Annotated in this window: 24 protein-coding genes; 2 read left to right on the plus strand and 22 right to left on the minus strand. The window is 42.4% G+C overall.

Going from position 1 to position 16903, the window contains the following annotated elements; all coding sequences use genetic code 11:
• The coding region (locus tag BMW61_RS19760; protein WP_175475305.1) for a transposase at positions 1-308 on the plus strand (308 nt) is incomplete at its 5' end.
• Positions 309-638: 330 nt separating this feature from the next.
• Here BMW61_RS19760 and rpsI read toward each other — a convergent pair.
• The 6 genes from rpsI to BMW61_RS19790 all read right to left on the minus strand — a co-directional run bounded on the left by rpsI (position 639) and on the right by BMW61_RS19790 (position 5039).
• Entirely contained in the window at positions 639-1037 is a 399-nt protein-coding gene (gene rpsI / locus BMW61_RS19765; RefSeq protein WP_022761304.1) for a 30S ribosomal protein S9, read from the minus strand.
• A 20-nt stretch (positions 1038-1057) separates the two neighbouring features.
• A complete protein-coding gene (gene rplM / locus BMW61_RS19770; protein WP_022761305.1) occupies positions 1058-1486 on the minus strand; it encodes a 50S ribosomal protein L13 in 429 nt (142 codons plus the stop codon).
• Positions 1487-1706: 220 nt separating this feature from the next.
• Positions 1707-2453, minus strand: a complete 747-nt coding sequence (truA, locus tag BMW61_RS19775; protein ID WP_175475306.1) for a tRNA pseudouridine(38-40) synthase TruA — start codon at positions 2451-2453, stop codon at positions 1707-1709.
• 65 nt (positions 2454-2518) lie between these two features.
• On the minus strand, positions 2519-3319 hold the full coding sequence (locus tag BMW61_RS19780) for an energy-coupling factor transporter transmembrane component T family protein (protein ID WP_022761307.1): 801 nt from the start codon (positions 3317-3319) through the stop codon (positions 2519-2521).
• Positions 3320-3351: 32 nt separating this feature from the next.
• The gene (locus BMW61_RS19785; protein WP_022761308.1) at positions 3352-4197 is read right to left on the minus strand and encodes an energy-coupling factor transporter ATPase; all 846 of its coding nucleotides are present in this window, start codon (positions 4195-4197) and stop codon (positions 3352-3354) included.
• Positions 4188-5039 carry an energy-coupling factor transporter ATPase gene (locus tag BMW61_RS19790; protein ID WP_026499389.1) on the minus strand — a complete coding sequence of 284 codons (852 nt, stop codon included), beginning with the start codon at positions 5037-5039 and terminating at the stop codon, positions 4188-4190. The genes BMW61_RS19785 and BMW61_RS19790 overlap by 10 nt, the downstream gene beginning before the upstream one ends.
• 209 nt (positions 5040-5248) lie before the next feature.
• Between BMW61_RS19790 and BMW61_RS22185 the strand changes: the two genes are divergently transcribed.
• Positions 5249-7114 (plus strand): flagellinolysin, encoded by a 1866-nt coding sequence (locus BMW61_RS22185; RefSeq protein WP_175475307.1) that lies wholly within the window; start codon positions 5249-5251, stop codon positions 7112-7114.
• A 294-nt stretch (positions 7115-7408) separates the two neighbouring features.
• On the opposite strand, the gene BMW61_RS19805 is transcribed toward BMW61_RS22185, so the two are convergent.
• The 16 genes from BMW61_RS19805 to rpsH all read right to left on the minus strand — a co-directional run bounded on the left by BMW61_RS19805 (position 7409) and on the right by rpsH (position 16825).
• On the minus strand, positions 7409-7945 hold the full coding sequence (locus BMW61_RS19805; RefSeq protein ID WP_022761311.1) for a bL17 family ribosomal protein: 537 nt from the start codon (positions 7943-7945) through the stop codon (positions 7409-7411).
• Between the two features lie 156 nt (positions 7946-8101).
• Positions 8102-9064, minus strand: a complete 963-nt coding sequence (locus BMW61_RS19810) for a DNA-directed RNA polymerase subunit alpha (RefSeq protein WP_026499387.1) — start codon at positions 9062-9064, stop codon at positions 8102-8104.
• 108 nt (positions 9065-9172) lie between these two features.
• Positions 9173-9766: a 30S ribosomal protein S4 gene (gene rpsD / locus BMW61_RS19815; RefSeq protein WP_022761313.1), complete on the minus strand. Its 594-nt coding sequence runs from the start codon at positions 9764-9766 to the stop codon at positions 9173-9175.
• A 159-nt stretch (positions 9767-9925) separates the two neighbouring features.
• A complete protein-coding gene (gene rpsK, locus BMW61_RS19820) occupies positions 9926-10324 on the minus strand; it encodes a 30S ribosomal protein S11 (RefSeq protein ID WP_022761314.1) in 399 nt (132 codons plus the stop codon).
• Positions 10325-10382: 58 nt separating this feature from the next.
• A complete protein-coding gene (rpsM, locus tag BMW61_RS19825) occupies positions 10383-10751 on the minus strand; it encodes a 30S ribosomal protein S13 (RefSeq protein WP_022761315.1) in 369 nt (122 codons plus the stop codon).
• Between the two features lie 166 nt (positions 10752-10917).
• Positions 10918-11031 (minus strand): 50S ribosomal protein L36, encoded by a 114-nt coding sequence (gene rpmJ, locus BMW61_RS19830; protein WP_022754357.1) that lies wholly within the window; start codon positions 11029-11031, stop codon positions 10918-10920.
• 150 nt (positions 11032-11181) lie between these two features.
• A complete protein-coding gene (gene infA, locus BMW61_RS19835; RefSeq protein WP_022761316.1) occupies positions 11182-11400 on the minus strand; it encodes a translation initiation factor IF-1 in 219 nt (72 codons plus the stop codon).
• 38 nt (positions 11401-11438) lie between these two features.
• The gene (gene map / locus BMW61_RS19840) at positions 11439-12197 is read right to left on the minus strand and encodes a type I methionyl aminopeptidase (RefSeq protein ID WP_091825525.1); all 759 of its coding nucleotides are present in this window, start codon (positions 12195-12197) and stop codon (positions 11439-11441) included.
• Between the two features lie 18 nt (positions 12198-12215).
• Positions 12216-12857 carry an adenylate kinase gene (locus BMW61_RS19845; RefSeq protein ID WP_022761318.1) on the minus strand — a complete coding sequence of 214 codons (642 nt, stop codon included), beginning with the start codon at positions 12855-12857 and terminating at the stop codon, positions 12216-12218.
• 92 nt (positions 12858-12949) lie between these two features.
• Positions 12950-14266: a preprotein translocase subunit SecY gene (secY, locus tag BMW61_RS19850; RefSeq protein WP_022761319.1), complete on the minus strand. Its 1317-nt coding sequence runs from the start codon at positions 14264-14266 to the stop codon at positions 12950-12952.
• The gene (gene rplO / locus BMW61_RS19855; protein WP_022761320.1) at positions 14266-14706 is read right to left on the minus strand and encodes a 50S ribosomal protein L15; all 441 of its coding nucleotides are present in this window, start codon (positions 14704-14706) and stop codon (positions 14266-14268) included. The genes secY and rplO overlap by 1 nt, the downstream gene beginning before the upstream one ends.
• A 15-nt stretch (positions 14707-14721) precedes the next feature.
• Complete coding sequence (gene rpmD, locus BMW61_RS19860; RefSeq protein ID WP_022761321.1) at positions 14722-14925, minus strand: 50S ribosomal protein L30; 204 nt, start codon at positions 14923-14925, stop codon at positions 14722-14724.
• Between the two features lie 29 nt (positions 14926-14954).
• The gene (gene rpsE / locus BMW61_RS19865; protein WP_022761322.1) at positions 14955-15464 is read right to left on the minus strand and encodes a 30S ribosomal protein S5; all 510 of its coding nucleotides are present in this window, start codon (positions 15462-15464) and stop codon (positions 14955-14957) included.
• A gap of 16 nt (positions 15465-15480) precedes the next feature.
• The gene (gene rplR / locus BMW61_RS19870) at positions 15481-15849 is read right to left on the minus strand and encodes a 50S ribosomal protein L18 (protein ID WP_022761323.1); all 369 of its coding nucleotides are present in this window, start codon (positions 15847-15849) and stop codon (positions 15481-15483) included.
• A 19-nt stretch (positions 15850-15868) separates the two neighbouring features.
• Positions 15869-16408, minus strand: a complete 540-nt coding sequence (gene rplF, locus BMW61_RS19875; protein ID WP_022761324.1) for a 50S ribosomal protein L6 — start codon at positions 16406-16408, stop codon at positions 15869-15871.
• Between the two features lie 15 nt (positions 16409-16423).
• Complete coding sequence (rpsH, locus tag BMW61_RS19880; RefSeq protein WP_022761325.1) at positions 16424-16825, minus strand: 30S ribosomal protein S8; 402 nt, start codon at positions 16823-16825, stop codon at positions 16424-16426.
• Positions 16826-16903: the final 78 nt, after the last annotated feature.

Consider the following 16903-nt stretch of genomic DNA (forward strand, 5'->3'; position numbering starts at 1 on the left):
TTCGTTTAGTGCTTGATAACCACAGTGTGCATACTTCAAGGAAAACAAAAGCTTTCTTGGAAACAATGCAAGGCAGATTTTTATTTGTATTCACTCCAAAGCATGGGTCATGGCTTAACATGATAGAAGGTTTCTTTGGCAAAATGACACGCCAGATGCTACGTGGAATAAGGGTAGGCACTAAACAAGAACTTGTTGATCGCATTTATCTATACTTTGAGGAGATAAATCAATCTCCGGTGGTGCATCATTGGAAATACAAAATGGATGAAATCGATGCAGCAGAGGATATAGCAAAAACGGTCTAGTTAATTTTTGCACGGACTACTAGGCACACCTGCATATCAATGCTGGCGGAAGCTCATGTGGATCCTACAATGATCAAGAAAATCGTAGGACACTCCGGAGCAATGTCTCTGACAGAGAAAGTGTACACACACCTTGATATCCAGTCTCTGGTAGAAGCAATTAACAAAATCTAAGGCTTGAGAATTTTGCTGTCTACCTGCTGTTTACTCGCTGTTTACGGTACAAAATTTTCTGCGTTTCACCACAACTGAATACAATTATAGATAAAAGAAAAACCCCAGAAACACTGAGTTTCTGAGGTTTGTAAATTCTTTTTGAATCTCGAAAGATTATCTCTTTGAGAACTGAGGAGCGCGACGAGCCTTTTTGAGACCGTACTTCTTTCTCTCCTTCATTCTAGGATCACGTGTAAGGTATCCAGCCTTCTTAAGTGCAGGCCTGTACTCATCAGAATCAGCCTGAAGAAGTGCTCTTGAGATACCGTGACGGATTGCACCAGCCTGACCTGTTGTGCCGCCACCGCGAACTGTTACGTTAACATCGAACTTATCAAGAGTATCTGTCAGTACAAGGGGCTGACGAACGATAACCTTAAGAGTCTCAAGTCCAAGATACTCGTCGATGCTTCTCTTATTGATAGTGATATTGCCCTTACCGGGTGTAAGATAAACTCTGGCGATAGACTTCTTTCTTCTACCTGTGCCATAGAAACTTGCTGCTTTAGCCATTTTCAAATTCTCCTTTCAGATTAGAATGTAAGTACTTCGGGCTTCTGAGCTGCATGATCGTGCTCAGGACCTACGTATACGTGAAGCTTTGTGTACATCTGTCTGCCAAGAGAACCCTTGGGAAGCATTCCCTTTACTGCATGCTCGATAACACGCTCCGGGTGTGTCTCCATCATCTGACGAAGAGTGAACTCCTTGTGGTGTCCAACGTAATCTGTGTGGTGCCAGTACATCTTCTGGTCCATCTTCTTACCTGAAACCTTAATCTTCTCTGCGTTGATTACGATTACATAATCACCTGTATCAATGTTGGGTGTATAAATCGGCTTGTTCTTTCCTCTAAGTACATTAGCAACGTTAGAAGCAAGACGACCGAGTGTCATATCTGTTGCGTCTACAACATACCATTTCTTCTCAACAGAAGAAGCATTAGGCATATATGTGTTCATTCTAATTACCTCCATAACCAGTTAACAGTTAAACTCTGGTGCGAAGAACCCTTCACCTGATCCATTCGCTTATATATTGTATAAGATATACGCCTCGTTACTTACCGGGATAACTTTGGCGATAATCGTCACACAGTCATATATTATATGCTCATTTCTTTCAATTTGTCAACCTAAAATCCACCAAAAATAGCACAAAATAGCTGAGGTTATAAAAATTTTATAATCCCTCGGGGAATCTGTATTCTATAAGGAAAAGTCCCTGCGGCGGAGCTGTCGGTCCTGCTGCCGCTCTGTCCTTTGCTCCGATCATCTTTTCAACGTCCGAAGACTCGCCCTTCCCCCTGCCTATCTCCATCAGAGTCCCGGCTATGATTCTCACCATATTATATAAAAAGCCGTTGCCTGTGATTCTAATCACTATCTCATCGCCCTGTCTCACAGCCTCTGCCGAAATAATCCTTCGAACATGGCTTAGTGCCTGAGATCCGGCTGCACAAAAGCTTGAAAAATCATGTTCTCCCACCAGGTACTTGGCAGCCTCGTTCATCCTCTTTTCATCAAGAGGATAGCTGTTATGGCAAAAATAGAGCCTCTTAGTAGGCACCATTGTCTTAACGTTCAGGATTCTATACTCATATGTCTTCTCTGAGAGGCACTTTCTCGGATGGAATTCAAGCGGAACTTCCTCCGACCGCATGATTCTGATATCATCGGGGAGCTTATTATTCAATGCCGGTGCAAAGCTTTCAGCAGGAATGGTGGATTCTGTTTTAAACACCACCAGATTCCCATATGCATGCACTCCGGCATCTGTCCTGCTGGCACCGATAATCTCCGAATCCTCACCGGTCAGCGCATCAACGGCATTTTTCAGCTCACCCTCTATTGTCCGGGTGTTTTCCTGAAAAGCGAAGCCGTGATAGCCGCTCCCATCATATGCAACTGTCAGCATAATATTTTTCAAATCTTAGCCCTCAATTATATGCATATAAGGATATATCAATAATAAATTGCACAATATTGCGTCAATCAAAACAGAATTCCCACAGCGATCATTGCGCATAAATACACAAAAATCACTATATATGCAAAAATATCCCATTTCTTATAAGCAAGAGGCTTCATTTTAGTCCTGCCTTCGCCGCCTCGATAACATCTGGCCTCCATAGCCATAGCAAGGTCTCCTGCCCTTCTGAAGGCTGATATGAAAAGCGGAACAAGAAGCGGTATCAGACTCTTAGCCCTCTGGATAAGCGATCCGCTCTCAAAATCGGCACCTCTTGCCATCTGAGCCTTCATGATCTTGTCTGTCTCTTCCATCAAAATCGGAATAAATCTGAGTGCAATCGACATCATCATAGATATCTCATGTACCGGCACATGGAACACCTTAAGCGGGTTCATGAGGCTCTCCATACCGTCCGTAAGCTGATTTGGGGTGGTAGTGAGCGTCATTATTGAAGACCCTGTTATAAGGAAAACAAGCCTCACTCCCATCATAACCGCTATTTTAAGTCCCTCTTTGGTTATTTTCAGTTTCCAGAAAGTCACCAGAGGCTCTCCGGGCGTCAAAAAGAGGTTAAACAGCATAGTAATAAGAAGCAGCAAATAAATAGCCTTCATGCCCTTAAAAATGAATTTTGCGGGCACATTTGACTTCATAATGGCAAGCACAAGAAAGGCTGCTGCTATCAAATATCCTATAAAATTGTCTACTACAAAAAGGGATACAATATATACCAGTGTCGCTACAATTTTTACCCTCGGATCCAGTCTGTGAATAGCGGAATCTGTCTGGTAATACTGTCCCAGCGTTATATCTCTAAGCATTCAGTACATGCTCCCAACTTTTTATATAAAAATCATCCAAAAACCCGCATAATCTCATCTGCTGCCTCATCAATAGTGGTAGCATCCGTATGTACGGGAAATCCGGCTTCTCTGAGCTCCTCCATAACATATGTAACCTGCGGTGCAGCAAGACCTATAGCTTCAAGCTCTTTGTAATGCGCAAATACTTCCTTCGGGGTTCCGTCATAGACTGCTTCACCCTTATTCATGACTATTATTCTGTCGACGTAATTCGCCACATCCTCCATGCTGTGTGACACCAGAATTACCGTGATTCCCAGCGTATCATGAAGTTCAGCGATTAAATCAAGTATCTCATCCCTGCCTTTAGGATCAAGTCCTGCGGTAGGCTCATCCAAAATCAGCACCTCCGGCTTCATAGCAAGAACTCCGGCTATAGCCACCCTCCTCTTTTGTCCCCCGGACAGATCAAACGGAGACTGATAAAAATATTCATCCGGAAGGCCTACCTTTTTAAGGGCATCATACGCTCTAAGCTCTATCTCTTTCTGAGGAACCCCCAGATTTTTTGGCCCAAAGCACACATCCAGGAAGCAGTTTATCTCAAAAAGCTGATGCTCGGGATACTGAAAAACGAGTCCCACCTTGGCTCTGAGATTTTTTCTGTCATATTCGGGATCGTTTATGTCCTTGCCATCAAAGAAGACAGAACCTGATGACGGTTTCATAAGGCCGTTCAAATGCTGCACAAGGGTCGATTTTCCCGATCCGGTGTGCCCAATAAGGCCTATAAACTGGCCATCCGGTATCTGAAGCGACACATCATTTAAGGCTGTCCTTGCCATCGCTGTATCGGCCTCATATATGTAATTTACATGATCTAGTATTATTGCCATTTTAATCCCTTCAAAGCAGCTACAAGTTCCCCTCGGTCCAGAATTCCCTCGGGAATATTAAGTCCTCTTTGCCTAAGCTCATGCGCAAGAAGAGTTACCTGCGGAACACCCAGCCTCAATTCCTTCAGTTTATCCACCTGTGAAAAAATCTCCCTGGGGGTACCCTGCATCTTCACATGTCCCTTATCCATAACAAAGACCTTGTCGGAATAGATAACCTCTTCCATATAATGAGTAATCAGAATGATCGTTATCCCTTCCACGTCGTTCAGGGCTCTCGCTGCGCGGATAACCTCTTTTCGTCCGTTCGGATCAAGCATGGCTGTCGGCTCATCAAAAATGATGCATTTCGGGTGCATTGCAATAACTCCCGCAATTGAAACCCTCTGTTTCTGTCCTCCGGAGAGGTGATTGGGTGAGCTTTTCCTAAATTCGTACATTCCTACGGTCTTAAGGCTTTCCTCTACTCTCTCCCATATCTCTTTTGTGGGAACCCCCATGTTTTCCGGTCCAAATCCCACATCCTCTTCAACAACCTGTCCGATTATCTGATTGTCGGGATTCTGAAAAACCATCCCCGCTTCCTGTCTGACACTCCAGAGATTACTTGCATCCGAAGTGTTCATTCCGTCAACAAAGACAGTACCCTCAGTGGGGAATAAAAGTGCATTAAAATGCTTGGCCAGTGTAGATTTTCCTGAACCGTTGTGTCCGAGAATGGATATAAATTCGCCCTTTTTGACTTCCAGATCCACTCCGTCAACAGCGGTGGTTATCCCTTCTACGTTGCCTTCCTCATCTCGTCTTATATATTCAAATGTCAGATTCTCCGTACGGAGCATAGTTTCTGAACTCATTTTGCCTCTTTTTCAGTATTATTGCGTTCTTAAAGTACATCCTCACTATTTTATTATATGCAGTTGTGAAAAACAAGCACAGCTGCGCACTTCTTCTGCCATATTTAAAAAGTGTAAAATTTTTTCATAAAACTGCCGATAACTTTAGTGTAAAGGACTAAAAATATCGATTTATTATCATTAAGGGGCAGCTTGTGGTAATACAACATAACATGCAGGCATCGTATGCAAATATGATGACCGGTATCACAACTTCAGAACGAGCTAAAACAGCCGAAAAGCTGGCTTCAGGATATAAGATTAATCGCGCCGCAGATAACGCAGCAAGTTTAACCATATCTGAAAAAATGCGCCGCCAGATGAGGGGACTTACACGCGCTTCCTCAAATGGCAAAGACGGCATTTCTATGGCCCAGGTTGCTGACGGTGCTTTACACGAAGTACATGAAATGCTTCAGCGATGCAACGTTCTCTCTATTCAGGCCGCTAATGGAACCCTTGCGCCCGAAGACAGAATAGCCATCAATAACGAAATCAAGCAGTTAAAAAGTGAAATAAACGCGATCACCAGTCGTACCAAATTCAACGAAACTCCCATTTTCCCTAAAAAAGGTCGTCTTCCGAGATTAACTACTCTCAATCCGCCTTCTTCTATAGCAAATGGAATGAAATATCTTGCACAGAAAATCTCTAATGAGTATTTCCCCAACGCTGTAGAACAGATACTCAACAGTTTTTCTCCTATGGGAAATACAGTAAGGACAGCGGCTGAAAACGATAAAACTCCCTATTATTCAACAATGACTATCAATACAATAGACGGTGTGGATAACGTATTGGCATCCATGTCCGCCCAAATTTCATGGCCCGGACAGAATTTCACACCAGGTTCTCTACTGCTTTCAGTGGATAAGGCCGATTTCCCTTCCCTGAATTTAAGCCAAGATAAACTCAGTTTGCTTGAATCAACAGTTGCACACGAAGTAATGCATGGTGTTATGGCTACAGTTTATCCCGAAAGAATGAATATAGGTACAGGTCCTGAAGACTTTCCGCTATGGTTTATAGAAGGAACAGCGCAGTTATCAGGTGGCGGCTATTCATCTGGTTGGAATAGTTATCTCAGTAGTTGTGCAAGTACACTTTCCAGTGCAAACGATCCCTCCAGAGACTATAATATTGCTGCATACCTCTCACAAGGCGGACAATATACAGTGGACGGAAGAGTTTATGGTCATGGTTATCTGGCAGCTGCCTATGCCGGTTACCTTGCTTCCGACACAAATGATTTCTCAAAAGCCACCATTTTAACCGGAATGAACAAAATCTTCCAGGGTTTCATCGATAACAAAACCGATAGCTTTGATACCGTTCTTACAAGCCTTATAGGTATATCCGAATCCGATTTAAAGGATTGCATCAACAACGGTAGTTACTCAAGTCCTGTATCAGGCAAAATGGGCGCAGTAGAATTTGTAAGAAGACTCTCATACGAAAGTCTTGGTGGTGTAGGATCACTTATTACTCCTTCACTTAGCACAGGCGGAACAAATATACTTGGCGAAACTGCGAAAAAGAACAAGCAACCGATTGAAATCATGAATACCACTTTGGGTTATGTTCAAATGGACCTTACTACCGAGAACCAGAAAGGACGCGGATCTTCTATCGCTCTTCACCTCGGAACAGACGCTGATATGACAAACAAAGTGGAAATTGAACTTTTTGACATGAGCACAGATGCACTTCTTATTACAGATGTAAATCTTCTGACAGAAGATAACGCAACCAACGCTATTGACAAATTTTCTAATGCAATCCTGATGGTAAGCGGTGTAAGAAGTTATTTTGGCGCTATTCAGAACCGTGTCGAGCATACTGTATATAATCTCAATAACGTTGTTGAAAATACTACCGCTGCAGAGTCACGCCTCCGCGATGCAGATATGGCTGAAGAAATGGTGAGACTTTCCACATTAAATATCCTTCAGCAAGCCGGGCAGTCTGTGCTGGCACAAGCAAATCAGACCCCTCAGGGTGTTATGGCACTTCTTCAATAAATTTGCTAAAATGGCTTTATGTCAAACGAATACTTTAAACCACTAATTATAATAATTGCACTTATTATCTTATGTTCCTTACTCGCCCGTACTATGTCGGGTGGTGAAACGCTTGCAGAATACGCAAACAAGCATCCCGATCAGGCTTATGGAACATCTACAGAGATTATATCTGATGGCAATGCAGATTAGAATCTATTAAATTGTTGTAGGAATTAGAATCATGCACTGCTAAGCGCACATAAAAAATGAGCGATACGACTAATCGTACCGCTCATTTTTTTATTATGTTAATTATACAAGCTCAAGAACAACCATCATAGCTGCATCGCCCTTACGCTGACCGATCTTAACGATTCTTGTGTAACCACCGTTACGGCTAGCATACTTAGGACCATACTCTGTGAAAAGCTTCTCAACAAGGTCGATCTGCTTTGTGTTCTTCTTTCTTCCAGCAGCTTCCTTCGGAACCTCAGTTACAGGATAGAGGGTCTTGAGGATCTGTCTTCTAGCGTGCATACGTGAAGGCTTATCCTTTTTGATCTCCTTCTGAACAGTATCATAAACTGTTACCTTCTTGCCATCCTTAACTTCCTTAACGCGCTTGCCATCCTTGTCCTTGCGGGCAACCTTAGCCTCAACAGTAACTGTCTCGTAGTTGTCCATCTCCTTAGCTGCAAGAGCGATGATAGGCTCAACGATCTTCTTTACTTCCTTAGCTCTAGCCTCGGTTGTAACAATCTTACCATTGTAAAGAAGCATTGTTGCCTGGTTTCTGAGGAGTGCTCTTCTGGGCTTTGTAGCCTTTCCTAACTTTCTGTACATTGCCATAATAATTTACTTCCTTTCTCAATCGCAGAGTTCCCTCTGCTGTGGTGCATACCGGAATACGCTTTGGTTTTACTCCCGATATGTTGTGTTAATACCTAATGAGAATCCGCATCCGTACACGTCGGCTTTACCATCAGCGAATACTAACCTGTTTTATCAGTTCTGATCTTCACCTGTTCTAAGTGCAAGTCCAAGCTCATCAAGCTTTGCAAGCACTTCCTCAAGGGACTTACGTCCAAGGTTACGAACCTTCATCATATCATCGGGAGTCTTGTTTGTAAGCTCCTCAACAGTATTGATTCCGGCTCTCTTGAGGCAGTTGAAGGAACGAACACTGAGCTCAAGCTCATCGATGCTCATCTCAAGAACCTTTTCCTTCTCATCATTGTCTTTCTCTACCATAACTTCTGCAGTCTTGGCATTCTCAGACAGATCGATGAAGAGGCTAAGATGCTCACTAAGAACCTTTGCTGCAAGGCTTACAGCCTCATCGGGAGCAAGTGTTCCGTTAGTGTGAACATCAAGTGTCAGCTTATCATAGTCAGTAACCTGACCTACACGTGTATTCTCTACACTGACATTTACACGTTCAACTGGTGTATAGATAGAATCTACTGCAATAACACCGATAGGAAGATCTGCAAGCTTATTCTTATCAGAGCTTACATATCCTCTGCCCTTTGTGATGGTGAGCTCCATGTAGAGCTTAGCATCCTTACCGGACAGTGTTGCAATAACCTGCTCAGGATTTGTGATTTCGATATCCTGATCAACCTGAATATCAGCAGCTGTGACTACACCCTCGCCTGAATACTCGATGTATGCTGTCTTGGGCTCATTAGTCTCAGAATTATTACGAATAGAAAGATTCTTGATATTCATTATGATCTCAGTTACATCTTCCTTTACTCCGGGAATAGAACTGAACTCATGCAGTACACCTTCGATTTTGACCTGACTTACTGCTGCTCCAGGCAAAGAGGAAAGCATAATTCTTCTGAGTGAATTACCAAGAGTAATTCCATAACCTCTCTCAAGAGGCTCAACAACGAATCTGCCGTACTTCTTGTCCTCTGAAATCTCAGCAACTTCAATATTTGGTCTTTCAAAATCAAACACTGACATACCCTCCTTATGGTTTTATGGTGTTTCTAAAATTAAATAATTCAGAGCCGGGTTCGAAAACGCACGCGCTTTCGAACTATGGCCACGCTGAACTATTTTAAATTACTTAGAATACAACTCGACGATCAACATCTCGTTTACAGGAACGTCGATTACATCTCTTGAAGGGAATTCTTTAACTGTACCGCTAAGGTTATCCTTGTTAACATCAAGCCACTCAGGAACGATTCTGCCTGCTGTGATCTCTGCGATATCCTTGAATCTCTGGATGCTTCTGGAAGCTTCCTTAACTTCGATAACATCGCCTGCCTTGATGAGGTAAGAAGGAATGTTAACTACCTTACCATTTACAGTGATGAACTTATGAAGAACAACCTGTCTAGCTTCTCTTCTTGTTCTTGCAAAGCCCATACGGAAAATAACATTATCAAGTCTGCGCTCAAGAAGGACCATAAGGTTCTCACCGGTCTGTCCCTTCTGACGATCAGCCTTGTCGTAGTAGTTACGGAAAGGCTTCTCAAGAACGCCATAAATGAACTTTGCCTTCTGCTTCTCACGGAGCTGAAGACCATACTCGCTCATCTTCTTGTTTGCTCTGCTGTTTGTTCTCTTGGACTTCTTGTCATATCCAAGGAATGTGGGATCCAAATCAAGTGATCTGCATCTCTTAAGTACTGGAACTCTGTTTACTGCCATTATTGGCTCCTTTCTTGTTCAGGAAAAAACCTGACTGTTGTTTACAGCACGACACTACCTGTGCCTTCATCCAACGAGTTAAATGTTAATAGTGTCTATATACTCCATCAGAGCCAAACGTAAAAACGCAGGCTCTGAGTGAATATCATATAGGATAAATTATACTCTGCGGCGCTTGGGCGGGCGGCATCCGTTATGAGGTACGGGAGTTACATCCGTAATACTGGTAACAGTAAGACCACTTGCAGCAAGAGCTCTGATAGCAGCTTCTCTTCCTGAACCCGGTCCCTTTACAAAGACATCAACAGTCTTAAGGCCATGAATAAGTGCAGCCTTTGTTGCTGTCTCTGCAGCCATCTGTGCAGCATATGGAGTAGATTTCCTTGAACCCTTAAAACCGAGACCACCGGCACTTGCCCAGCTAAGAGCATTACCTGCAGCATCTGTCAATGTAACGATTGTGTTATTGAAAGATGACTGAATGTGTGCCTGTCCGTGTTCAACGTTTTTCTTGACACGCTTCTTAGTCTTAGAAGCACTTGATTTCTGATTTGCCATTTTAAACTAACCTACTTTCTTCCTATGAATTATCTAAAGTTACTATATAATAAGAGAATTACTTCTTCTTATTAGCGATTGTTCTCTTGGGACCTTTTCTTGTTCTAGCGTTGGTCTTTGTTCTCTGACCACGAACAGGAAGTCCTCTTCTGTGACGGATACCTCTGTAGCATCCGATCTCTGAAAGACGCTTGATGTTCATAGCGATCTCTCTTCTAAGATCACCTTCTACGTCATAATCATTACCGATAATCTCAGCAATCTTCTTAACCTCATCATCTGTGAGATCACGAACACGTGTGTCGGGATTTACATTTGCAGCAGCAAGAATTTTGTTTGAGCTTGTTCTACCAATACCATAGATATATGTGAGACCAATCTCAACTCGCTTATCTCTGGGTAAGTCTACACCTGCAATACGAGCCATTTTTAATATTCCTCCATTTGAAAAAAATTGTTTGCGGAAACCTTTTGTTTCCATAATTAAATGTTACTTGTTTGATTGGGGCGATTATTCAGCCCAATCGGACAGTAGTTAATCCGATCTTTCCAATACACATTGGTATCAAAAAGTAATGTCAAAATGACTCGAATTAGCCCTGTCTCTGTTTGTGCTTAGGGTTTTCGCAAATTACACGAATAACGCCTTTTCTCTTGATAACCTTGCACTTTTCGCACATAGGCTTAACAGAAGACCTAACTTTCATTTGTAACTCCTTTCTGGTATATATGCGTATAAAAGGGCATACTGATACCCCTTTTTAAACGACCGCATTCAATCATAACATATATATAGAACTATTACAAGCATTATTTTAAACTTGTTTTATTCGTTCCGAATTACAGGAGCTAAGCGATTACTTATCTCTCCAAATTATTCTTCCTTTTGTGAGATCATAGGGTGAAAGTTCAAGTGTTACCTTGTCTCCGGGAAGAATACGAATAAAGTTCTGTCTGAGCTTGCCACTGATATGAGCAAGTACGATATGACCGTTCTCAAGCTCAACCCTGAACATTGTGTTGGGGAGCTTCTCAACTACTTTTCCTTCAATTTCAATTACATCTGCTTTAGACATCTGATCTTAACCTCATTTCTATATCACATTTAAGTGGTTCATTTAATAATTGTCAGTATCTCGGGTTCTCCGTCAGGCGTTACCGCAATGGTATTTTCATAATGTGCCGCCAAAGAACTATCAAGAGTTACAACAGTCCATTCATCATCGAGAAATGCTATTTTTCTGCTTCCCATCGTAATCATGGGTTCAACACAGAGAGTCATTCCTGGTTTTAAGAGTATACCTCTTGTTAATTTCCTATAATTGGGAATATATGGCTCTTCGTGTAATTCTCTGCCGATTCCATGTCCTGTAAGTTCCCTTACTATTCCGTAGCCATGCGGTTTGATATATTTATCAATCGCCTTGGAAATGTCATATAAGTGATTTCCGGCTTTGGCATATTTGATGCCTTCAAAAAAGCTCTCTCTCGTGACATCAATAAGTTTCTGTGCTTCCGGGGAAATATTTCCTACGCCCCATGTTCTGGCCGCATCTGAATGAAATCCTTCATATATCAGACCCGTATCAAAAGAAACTATATCGCCTTCTTTTAATATAGTCTCAGCTTTAGGTATTCCGTGAACAACCTCGTCATTCACGGAAATACAAACTGATGCCGGATATCCTTCATAATCCTTGCAATTCGGTATTCCACCGCGTTTGCGAATGGCTTCTTCGCCAATTGCATCCAACTCTAAAGTGGAGATTCCCGGTCTGAGCGCATTATGTAGTTCTTCATGAACCTGTGCAAGCAGCTCACCTGCATTTCTCATGAGGTTCAATTCTTCGTCCGTTTTAATGGTGACCGGCATTACTCATTACCTCAATAATCAACCGAGAATACCTGTAATCTCATTAAAGACTTCCTGCATGTCCTTTGTTCCATCGACAGTCTTAAGAATGTTCTTCTTTGTGTAATAGTCGATGAGGGGCTGAGTCTGCTCATGATAAACGCTAAGACGGTTCTTAACTGTCTCCGGCTTGTCATCATCTCTCTGAACAAGCTCACTGCCACAAGTGTCACATATTCCTTCCTGCTTCGGAGGAATATGCTCGATGTGGTAAGTAGCACCACACTTAAGGCATGCTCTTCTTCCTGACATTCTGCGAACAATGTTCTCATCCGGAACATCTACGTTAATTGCATAGTCAACCTTGTCGCCAAGCTTTGTAAGCTCTTTGTCAAGTACATCAGCCTGAGGAATTGTTCTCGGGAAACCGTCAAGAACATAGCCGTTCTTGCAGTCATCCTGTGCTACTCTGTCAAGAAGGATCTCAACAGTAAGCTCATCCGGAACAAGCTGTCCCTGATCCATGTATTCCTTTGCTTTCTTTCCGAGTTCAGTTCCGTTCTTGATATTTGCTCTGAAAATATCACCTGTAGAAATGTGCGGAACCTGATATTTATCAGCAATCATTTTTGCCTGTGTTCCCTTACCTGCACCGGGTGCACCTAACATAATAATTTTCATACTGGAAGTCTCCTATTTTTCTTATATTTCTTAAATGCACAATAAGAGGTTAGGAAGCATACCTTTCGGTATGCTCCGAAACCTCTTAAGTTTTAATCATCTAAAAAACCTTTGTAATTACGTACCAACATCTGTGATTCAATCTGTTTCACCGTTTCAAGAATAACACTTACAACAATGATAAGGCTCGTACCACCGAAGGATACGTTAGCACCGAATACACCATTGAAGAATATCGGAAGGACACCGATAATGGTAAGTCCAACAGCTCCGATGAAAATGATGTAATTCAGAATGTTTGTTAAATAATCACTGGTAGGCTTTCCGGGACGAATTCCGGGAATAAAGCCACCCTGCTTTTTCATATTATCTGCAATCTCAAGCGGATTAAATGTAATTGATGTATAGAAATATGCAAAGAAGATAAGCAGTAAAACATATACAACAAGTCCGATTGAATACTTGAGATTTGAGGTATTGCACCAGTAGCTCTGATTCAAGTATTTAAGGATCTCGCTCCATGCACCTGTTCCCTTATAGCCAACAAGCTGGCTGATAATGATCGGGAACTGGAAGAGAGACATCGCAAAAATGATAGGCATAACGCCTGCGGTGTTAACCTTAAGAGGAATCTCTGAATGATTTCCGCCATAGGTCTTTCTCCCCTGAATCTTTTTAGCATACTGTACCGGAATCCTGCGCTCTGCACCGTTGAGAAGAACAACGAGAACAACCATTGCTACGATTACCGCAACAATAATGATTACGGATACCACTCCTCTGGCAATGTTCTTGCCTGTTACAAACTGTGTAAACAAGCTACTGAGGTCGGAAGGCATTCTTGAGATAATGTTAATAGTAAGTACGATAGAGATACCGTTTCCTACACCATTATCTGTTATACGCTCACCGATCCACATAAGGAACGCACTGCCTGCAGTAAGTGCTGCAACAATCTCTACTACATACAGAGGAGATTTCTCGATGAGGAATCCACTTCTGTAGAAACCTATAGCCATTGCTACTGACTCAATAAGAGCAAGTGCTACAGTGATATAACGTGTGAGAGCTGCAAGCTTTTTTCTTCCATCCTCTCCATCACGTTGCCATTCCTCAAACTTAGGAATAGCAATCGTGAGAAGCTGGATAATAATAGAAGATGTGATGTAAGGTGTAATATTGAGTGCCAAAATTGACATGTTCTCAAATGATCCACCTGTGAATCGATCCATAAAACCAAAGGCATTGTTTTCCGATAATTCAGCAAACCACTGCTGGAAAACAGATACGTTCATTCCGGGTACCGGAATTGCTGAACCAAGTCTAATCACCAAAAGCATTGCAAATGTGAATAATAACTTTAATCTTATATCTTTGATTTTGAATGCGTTCTTAATTGTTGTGAACATCAAATCACCTCTGCCGTTCCCCCAAGAGCCTCGATTTTCTCCTTAGCAGATGCACTGAAGGCATTTACTTTAACCGTAAGCTTTTTGGTAAATTCACCGTTTCCAAGTATCTTAACACCATCATACTCATGCTTGATGATACCATTATCCTTAAGTGCCTGAATGTCAACAACACTGTCGTTGTCGAAGCGCTCAAGTTCGCTTACATTTATAGCTACGATCTTCTTAGAATTGATATTCTTGAATCCTCTCTTAGGAAGACGACGGAAAAGGGGCATCTGTCCACCCTCGAATCCGGGTCTCGGAGCACCTGAACGAGCCTTCTGTCCTTTGTGTCCCTTACCTGCAGTCTTGCCATTTCCTGAGCCATGACCGCGGCCTCTTCTGAAATTGTCACTCTGAACAGAACCCTCAGCAGGTCTCAAATTAGATAATTCCATGACTTTCCTCCTTTATTAGTTCAGTTCTTCGACCTTAACAAGGTGTCTGATCTGCTGGATCTGACCTCTGGTAGCAGAGTTATCCGGCAGTTCTACACTGCTGTTAAGCTTCTTAAATCCCATTGATTTTACCGTAGCAACCTGCTTCGGAACAGCACCAATAGTGGACTTAACCAATGTGATTTTAAGCATTTTTCCACTTTCTTTATTAGCTGCCATTGTTTTCTCCTTTACTAGTTGCCTATTTATTATGCGATAACTTCTTCTACAGACTTACCGCGCTTCTTAGCAACTTCTTCCGGTGTCTTGAGATTTGCAAGACCATTGATGGTTGCATAAACTACGTTCTGCTTGTTGTTGGAACCAAGTGACTTTGTACGAATGTTCTTGATTCCTGCAAGCTCACATACAGAACGAGCAGGACCACCTGCGATGATACCGGTACCTTCAGGAGATCTCTTAAGCAGAACCTCTGCAGAACCGAACTTACCAACGAAATCATGTGTGATACTGTTGTTCTCATCAAGCGGAACTGTGATGAGGTTCTTGGTAGCATCCTCCTTACCCTTACGGATAGCATCCGGAATTTCAGTAGACTTTCCAAGACCTACACCTACATGACCGTTTCCGTCACCAACTACAACGAGTGCGGTGAACTTCATGTTACGTCCACCCTTTACAACCTTAGTAACTCGCTTGATGGTAACGACTTTATCTGTTAATTCAAGCTGACTTGCATCAACGATTGTACGCTTCATTATCTTTCTCCCTTCCTTAGAATTCTAAGCCTGCTTTTCTGGCTGCCTCAGCCAGTGCTGCTACCTTACCATGGTAGATGTAACCGCCTCTGTCGAAAACAACAGCCTTGATACCCTTTTCCATTGCTCTCTTAGCAACAACATCACCAACGTATGCAGCGGCCTCAACATTATCTGTAACCTTAAGAGCTGACTTAATGTCCTTCTCAAGTGTGGAAGCAGAAACGAGTGTCTTACCGGCAACATCATCGATAACCTGAGCATACATATGATTATTACTTCTGAAAACTGCAAGACGCGGTCTTTCAGCAGTGCCGCTGAAACGATTGCGAATTCTCAGATGCTTCTTTTCGCGACTTTTCTGTCTGGACTCTTTACTAACCATTTTTTACTCTCCTTATCTCTTACTTCTTACCGGTCTTACCAACCTTGCGGCGGATAACCTCATCAGCGTACTTGATACCCTTGCCCTTATACGGCTCAGGAGCTCTCTTCTCTCTGATGATAGCTGCATGCTGGCCAACCTTTTCTTTATCTATGCCCTTGACGATGATAGCATTACCATCAACAACTGTCTCGATTCCTTCAGGATCATCGAGTTCTACAGGATGTGAATAGCCAAGGGTTAAGGTGAGTTTCTTACCGCTCTTAGCTGCTCTGTAACCTACACCATTAACTTCAAGTTTCTTCTCATAGCCATCTGTAACACCAACAACCATGTTATTCAGAAGACTTCTTGAAAGTCCGTGAAGCGCTCTGGTTTTCTTCTGATCATCAGGTCTCTTAACTTCGATCTGACCATCTTTCTGCTCAAACTGCATCTCTGCAGGGAAAACTCTCTCAAGAGTGCCCTTAGGACCCTTAACAGTCACCTTATTATTTTCTGCAACTTCTACTGTAACTCCAGCAGGAATTGCGATTGGCATTTTTCCAATTCGTGACATGCCCGTACCTCCAATTTACCATACAAATGCAAGAACTTCGCCACCAACCTGGAGCTCTCTTGCTTTCTTATCAGTTACAACACCCTGGTTAGTTGAGATGATAGCGATACCGAGACCACCAAGTACTCTCGGAAGCTCCTCTCTACCTGCGTATACACGCAGACCGGGCTTGGAAATTCTCTTCAATCCGGTGATAACCTTATCATTTCTGTCAGCACCGTATTTAAGTGTGATGTGAAGATTCTTGAAACCGTTCTCTTCAACAACGTCAAGTTTCTTGATATAACCTTCGTCAAGAAGAATGTTTGCAATAGCAAGCTTCATCTTTGAAGAAGGAACGTCAACTGTGTCATGCTTTGCAGTATTAGCATTACGAATTCTTGTAAGCATATCTGCAATAGGATCATTCATTGCCATTTTGAAAAAGCCTCCTTAATTTTCTATTATTGCTCCGCCTTACTGTGCCCGTCTGCACAGAGACACGAAGCCGCAATG

The organism is Butyrivibrio sp. ob235 (genome assembly GCF_900109475.1).
In the GTDB taxonomy this organism is placed as follows: Bacteria; Bacillota; Clostridia; order Lachnospirales; family Lachnospiraceae; genus Butyrivibrio.

Bases quoted from the DNA above. Each gene is read 5' to 3' on its own strand.
- rpsH (WP_022761325.1), bottom strand. From the start codon at position 16,825: ATGGCAATGAATGATCCTATTGCAGATATGCTTACAAGAATTCGTAAT.
- rpsD (WP_022761313.1), bottom strand. From the start codon at position 9,766: ATGGCAGTAAACAGAGTTCCAGTACTTAAGAGATGCAGATCACTTGAT.
- BMW61_RS19790 (WP_026499389.1), bottom strand. From the start codon at position 5,039: ATGCTCCGTACGGAGAATCTGACATTTGAATATATAAGACGAGATGAG.
- secY (WP_022761319.1), bottom strand. From the start codon at position 14,266: ATGTTCACAACAATTAAGAACGCATTCAAAATCAAAGATATAAGATTA.
- BMW61_RS19780 (WP_022761307.1), bottom strand. From the start codon at position 3,319: ATGCTTAGAGATATAACGCTGGGACAGTATTACCAGACAGATTCCGCT.
- rpsK (WP_022761314.1), bottom strand. From the start codon at position 10,324: ATGGCAAATCAGAAATCAAGTGCTTCTAAGACTAAGAAGCGTGTCAAG.
- rpsI (WP_022761304.1), bottom strand. From the start codon at position 1,037: ATGGCTAAAGCAGCAAGTTTCTATGGCACAGGTAGAAGAAAGAAGTCT.
- rplR (WP_022761323.1), bottom strand. From the start codon at position 15,849: ATGGTTAGTAAAGAGTCCAGACAGAAAAGTCGCGAAAAGAAGCATCTG.
- infA (WP_022761316.1), bottom strand. From the start codon at position 11,400: ATGTCTAAAGCAGATGTAATTGAAATTGAAGGAAAAGTAGTTGAGAAG.
- BMW61_RS19805 (WP_022761311.1), bottom strand. From the start codon at position 7,945: ATGGCAATGTACAGAAAGTTAGGAAAGGCTACAAAGCCCAGAAGAGCA.
- BMW61_RS19785 (WP_022761308.1), bottom strand. From the start codon at position 4,197: ATGGCAATAATACTAGATCATGTAAATTACATATATGAGGCCGATACA.
- map (WP_091825525.1), bottom strand. From the start codon at position 12,197: ATGCCGGTCACCATTAAAACGGACGAAGAATTGAACCTCATGAGAAAT.
- rplF (WP_022761324.1), bottom strand. From the start codon at position 16,408: ATGTCACGAATTGGAAAAATGCCAATCGCAATTCCTGCTGGAGTTACA.
- rplO (WP_022761320.1), bottom strand. From the start codon at position 14,706: ATGGAATTATCTAATTTGAGACCTGCTGAGGGTTCTGTTCAGAGTGAC.
- rpmJ (WP_022754357.1), bottom strand. From the start codon at position 11,031: ATGAAAGTTAGGTCTTCTGTTAAGCCTATGTGCGAAAAGTGCAAGGTT.
- rpmD (WP_022761321.1), bottom strand. From the start codon at position 14,925: ATGGCAGCTAATAAAGAAAGTGGAAAAATGCTTAAAATCACATTGGTT.
- BMW61_RS19845 (WP_022761318.1), bottom strand. From the start codon at position 12,857: ATGAAAATTATTATGTTAGGTGCACCCGGTGCAGGTAAGGGAACACAG.
- rpsM (WP_022761315.1), bottom strand. From the start codon at position 10,751: ATGGCTCGTATTGCAGGTGTAGACTTACCCAGAGATAAGCGAGTTGAG.
- rplM (WP_022761305.1), bottom strand. From the start codon at position 1,486: ATGAACACATATATGCCTAATGCTTCTTCTGTTGAGAAGAAATGGTAT.
- rpsE (WP_022761322.1), bottom strand. From the start codon at position 15,464: ATGAAGCGTACAATCGTTGATGCAAGTCAGCTTGAATTAACAGATAAA.